This window comes from Synechococcales cyanobacterium T60_A2020_003, from assembly GCA_015272205.1.
Taxonomy (GTDB): Bacteria; Cyanobacteriota; Cyanobacteriia; order RECH01; family RECH01; genus JACYMB01.
Window position 1 is genome coordinate 1 of record JACYMB010000208.1, and the last position, 4,416, is coordinate 4,416.

At 51.1% G+C, this 4,416-nt stretch carries 6 protein-coding genes and 1 tRNA gene; 4 read left to right on the forward strand and 3 right to left on the reverse strand.

Annotation, left to right across the window (positions count from 1 at the left end):
- A partial coding sequence (locus tag IGR76_10515) for a hypothetical protein (protein MBF2078926.1) occupies positions 1 to 511 on the reverse strand: 511 nt, incomplete at its 3' end.
- Between the two features lie 661 nt (positions 512 to 1,172).
- On the opposite strand from IGR76_10515, the gene IGR76_10520 reads away from it, so the two are divergent.
- Positions 1,173 to 1,469: a hypothetical protein gene (locus IGR76_10520; protein MBF2078927.1), complete on the forward strand. Its 297-nt coding sequence runs from the start codon at positions 1,173 to 1,175 to the stop codon at positions 1,467 to 1,469.
- An 81-nt stretch (positions 1,470 to 1,550) separates the two neighbouring features.
- The gene (locus IGR76_10525) at positions 1,551 to 2,423 is read left to right on the forward strand and encodes a 2-isopropylmalate synthase (protein ID MBF2078928.1); all 873 of its coding nucleotides are present in this window, start codon (positions 1,551 to 1,553) and stop codon (positions 2,421 to 2,423) included.
- 53 nt (positions 2,424 to 2,476) lie between these two features.
- Here the strand turns inward: IGR76_10525 and IGR76_10530 are convergent.
- Positions 2,477 to 2,547, reverse strand: a tRNA-Gly gene (locus tag IGR76_10530).
- 202 nt (positions 2,548 to 2,749) lie between these two features.
- Here IGR76_10530 and IGR76_10535 point away from each other — a divergent pair.
- On the forward strand, positions 2,750 to 3,244 hold the full coding sequence (locus tag IGR76_10535; protein MBF2078929.1) for a prepilin-type N-terminal cleavage/methylation domain-containing protein: 495 nt from the start codon (positions 2,750 to 2,752) through the stop codon (positions 3,242 to 3,244).
- Here the strand turns inward: IGR76_10535 and IGR76_10540 are convergent.
- Positions 3,241 to 4,014, reverse strand: a complete 774-nt coding sequence (locus tag IGR76_10540) for a DUF1350 family protein (GenBank protein ID MBF2078930.1) — start codon at positions 4,012 to 4,014, stop codon at positions 3,241 to 3,243. The two genes, IGR76_10535 and IGR76_10540, sit on opposite strands and share 4 nt — an antisense overlap.
- A gap of 215 nt (positions 4,015 to 4,229) precedes the next feature.
- Here IGR76_10540 and IGR76_10545 point away from each other — a divergent pair.
- Positions 4,230 to 4,416 (forward strand): transposase (locus tag IGR76_10545; GenBank protein ID MBF2078931.1); only part of this gene is annotated, 187 nt, incomplete at its 3' end.

Below are 4,416 nucleotides of genomic sequence, written 5' to 3' on the forward strand. Positions count from 1 at the left end.
CCGACGGCTGCACCGAGTACATTTCCCCTGGCGCTAGGGAGTACAAAACCTGGCCGCTTTCGTCCATAACATCGGCCTGATCCGACGTGCCGTCGCTGAGGGAAGATACGGCTTCAGCGATCGCCACCCGCATTTCGATAAACGCATCCACAGACGCCATATTGGCCTGAAGATCGGGAAGTGCGGCCTGAGGCACGGTGGTTTGCTCGGTGGGGGTAGTCGTTGCCGCTTGAGGAGATTCCGCGTTCGACGGGGTAGTATCGGCCAGTGCTGCGAGGTCTGGAGGGGCGATGACATCGGATGGGGTCTGGTAAATGTTGGGTAATTCTGACCAGGCGTTGGTTGGTGTGGCGATCGCCACCGGACTGATTTGACGACTAACGGCTCCTCCGGCGGCAAGGCAAAGCCCTAAAAATGGAAAAAATAGCCACTTATAGGTTTTCCAACGACGCACCGATAAGTACCACCGCAGGCTTGCTTGCCACTGTTTGACGAAGAGAGAAGGATTCATAGAGCGCCGCCGCTAGGGAATGTGATCCAGTGAAATGTAACCCAACAGGTAAACGCAAGAGATTTAGGCGAAAAGCCCGCCCCTTTTTTGAAGACAATCGGCGGACGAATTCCTAAATATTACATAGTAGCGTAGCGCAGTCTAGTCAATCTCCTTTCAAGGTTCACTTCTCCTACTGTCCTGAGAGGCTAGGATGCGAAATTGCTTTCATTCATCCTATCGGGATCACTGCCTACGATCGGTTCTGTCCGGAATGATTTTATCCAAGGTTGTAGTTTTAAGGTAGGGCAATATTTTCTATAGATCAGCAGCATAATCCGCGTTAGTAACGGCAAGTTCCAGGAAAACTAGAGATTTTCGATGATTTGGGATGCCTTTGCGTACAGCTTTAACGGATTGCAGGATGGACAGATGGCGATCGCATTTGTCTTAGCACTTCCTAGGTTGATACCTACCGCTTAACTTAAGACAGCCTCGCACGTCGTTTGATTCAGGTATCTCCGTCCTCAACCATCCACGAACTCAGACGATGAAAAATCTGTCTATTGGTTGTGGATAGTCCCTGTCCAGATTGAGAATGATAAGTAGGGGGCAAAAAACAGCTAGCGACGCTAACGTCCTACTGATTCTGAGTACCTTAAATCGCAGCTAGGATAGATTGATGAGACGTTATTTACATCATGGGCTGCTCATGATTGGCATGCTGACATGGACAGTCAATGCCCAGGCCGCTTCTACAACACCGTCTACCTCCGAAGCCTCCTCCATGCCCTCAAGCCTAGAGTATGTGGCTGATATTCCATCGGCATTCCTTGCCCTTGCGGGTGTGATGCTGATTTCGGCCTTGGATTGGGGATACGTGCAAGTCCGAAAGCGGCGCGCCTATCGACGCCTGCATCGCATCGTGATGTTAGAACGCTTATTCCACAGTAAATCTACTCGCCACCTGCACGATTAGCTGCATCGCAGTTGCGAGGACTACTTACAGAGGTTGGGCTGCTTGCTGAGGTCTGAGCCGGACGAATGTAGGATTAGGACAGTGTCCCAAGTCATTATCTTAGACACGACATTACGGGATGGAGAACTGGTACCCGGTGTACAGTTTTCCCTTGACCAAAAGCTTCAGTTTGCGGAGCATCTGGAGCAAGCGGGGGTAGGGGTGATCGAGGTTGGGTATCCAGCGATCGCCCGGAAAGACTTTGATGATGTGCATGGGCTAGCTCAATATATTAAAGGTGCGGTCATTTGTGGTTTGGCCAATACCAAGGCTCAAGAAATCGAGTGTTTAGCAGAAGCCCTCGCACCCGCACAGCAGGGGCGAATGCATGTGTATACCTCGGTGCGTTTTCCCAGGGCGTCAACCCAAGAAGAAACGGTTCTAGAGCAGATTCAAGCGGGAATACGCTTAGCACGCCAGCATTGCGCGGATGTGGAATGGTCGGCCTTTGATGCTACGCGGGCCGATCTTCGGTTTTTATGTCGCGCCATTGAAACGGCGATCGCCAGTGGGGCAACCACAATTAATCTTCCCGATAGTCTTGGAATTGCAAATCCAGAGGGGTTTGCAGAGATGATTACAACAGTTGTAGATCGGGTTGAAACGATTGATCAGGTGACGTTATCGGTTCACTGTCACGACGATCTCGGTTATGCGATCGCCAATTCCATGACGGCTCTATCATTGGGTGCGCGCCAGGTGGAGTGTTCGGTGCGCGGGTTGGGGGCACGGCGGGGTAATGCAGATTTAGGTACATTAGTGCGGGCAATCGCCCAAGCAAACAGTCCCTATCAAACCACTGTAGACTCCACAGCTTTGCTGAACATAGAGTTGTGCTTAGAACAAATGTTATCTGGCTTAGTCGATAACCCAGTTGAGCAATTACCTTTTTTCTTGGCAGGAAAGGGGAATTGACAGAATACTAACAGAGCCTAGCAACTTAATGATTTCAGGACCTTTGACTTTTAAGCGGGTGGGGGGAATCGAACCCCCATCATCAGCTTGGAAGGCTGAGGTTTTACCACTAAACTACACCCGCAATACTGCAAACGTTTCTTGCATTTCTACGAGAATAACACAATAGTTGCTGAGTATGAATGGTGTTTTCCTCAAAACTAGCCAAATAATTTGCCACACCTTTCTCCATCGAATTCCGGATCATGGATTAGATCCCAGAAGGTAGGGATATGGGGGTGCTGCCTAAGTTCGATTTGGGTTCACCTTATTTAAAACCATTGATGATGCGCGTTTTCGTACTTTATCAGCTAGCGGGTTTTCAGTGTTCTAGGCCCCATGCGATTAAAGGCATGACGCTACTAGAACTCTTAGTTGTAATCGCTGTGGTGGGTGTCTTGAGCGCGATCGCCCTGCCTTCATTTTTGAACCTGACCAATCGTGCCAAACATGCAGAAGCCCAGAACTATGTGGGGGTCATCAATCGTGCTCAGCAAACCTACTTCTTCGAGCAGGGGCAGTTTGCGACTCTAGATGCGCTTAACTTGGGCATTCCCTCGAAAACGCGATATTACAACTACATTTCTCAACCTGCGGTAGAGGGCGATCGCCCTGTTGCCCAGACCCTCGCGGAGCCAATGGATGAAATTCGGGGGTATGCGGGCAAAGTATGGATCAATGCCGAATACGACGTTGGAGCCACAACCGTTTCCGTGCTCTGCGAAGGTGAAATTAACGAAGTGCCGGATATTGTCGGGGAAGATTGCCCAGAGCAGGGTTAGTGGTTTGTCCGCTCATCGAGCCAGAGCCGAACCTGGCGATCGAGCTGGCGGAGGTCACGGAGGGCCCCTTGCCGGACGAATTGACCCAGCGCATCCAGAGGGGTAAATTCTGTGCCCGCTTTCCAGTTCACATCTTGAGTCATGGGGGTTAGGTGGGTTCCTGGCAACACGTTGAGCTGAGTTCGATCGGGAAAGCGCTTTGTGATGACCGCCGCAAGGGACTGAGTTTGATCAATCGTGTCGTTGGTGAAGCGAATCAGGAGATTGTGGGGAACTTTGTAATACTCCTGGACGAGTTGGTTGGTTTCCTCCGGTGACGGGGTGAATTCTACGGCAAGGGTAGGAGCCGCCTGAAAGACTTGATCGAGAAATGGAATAGAGCGGCGGGCGGGATAGTTGTTGAATGAAATCAACACATTTCCGGTGCGTTCCTCTTCATAGACGCTGTTAATCAGCAGGTGCAGCTTACAGCCCATGCTGTGTCCGAGACCGTACACTGGGAGATCGGGCCGTCGCAGGACTCTCTGTTGTAAATAGTCCATTGCCCGCTCGTAGGATAGCAGAGCTTGGCGGGCGATCGCCGCATGGTCAAAGGTATTTACAAATGGAGTTGCCACAATGCCGTAGCCTCCTTTCGCCAAGGATTCTAGCAGCACCCGATAGGTAAGGTGGGGAGCCGTGCCGACAAACGCCCCGCCTAGAAAATGCACGATTGCCACGGGGCGCGGGGGAATCAGTACCCAGTTGCTGTAAATCTCCTGCCAGTCCATTGCTAAACGTGAGAATAGGGGTGACCACTGTTGATCTTGACACGATATGGGAGATGCGGGGGGCAGATTCCTAAATGTAGGCGTGATGACCGCTGTGGGAATGATAGGAGTATCGCTGTTTTGGGTTTTGAGTTTTGAGTGGCGTTGTTGCATGAAAGAGGGGTTGCGGGCAGGAGAGGCATGGTAAATTTCAGTTATCACATATAAAACCTGCCATGAAACCTCAATACCGCATCCGCAACTGGTCAGAGTATAACGCTGGATTGAAGGCTAGGGGAAGCCTCACCTTCTGGATCGAAGAATCTGTGCTGGGGCAGTGGGTGGTCGAGGAGTTGAGCGGCAAACCCGGCGCGTCAGTTCTTTATAGTGACCTTGCGATTCAAACAATGGCGACCGTCAAAG

What these genes read in the sequence shown, in the direction of transcription:
- IGR76_10520 (MBF2078927.1), top strand. Translation starts at nt 1,173, where the DNA reads ATGAGACGTTATTTACATCATGGGCTGCTCATGATTGGCATGCTGACA.
- IGR76_10535 (MBF2078929.1), top strand. Translation starts at nt 2,750, where the DNA reads ATGCGCGTTTTCGTACTTTATCAGCTAGCGGGTTTTCAGTGTTCTAGG.
- IGR76_10540 (MBF2078930.1), bottom strand. Translation starts at nt 4,014, where the DNA reads ATGGACTGGCAGGAGATTTACAGCAACTGGGTACTGATTCCCCCGCGC.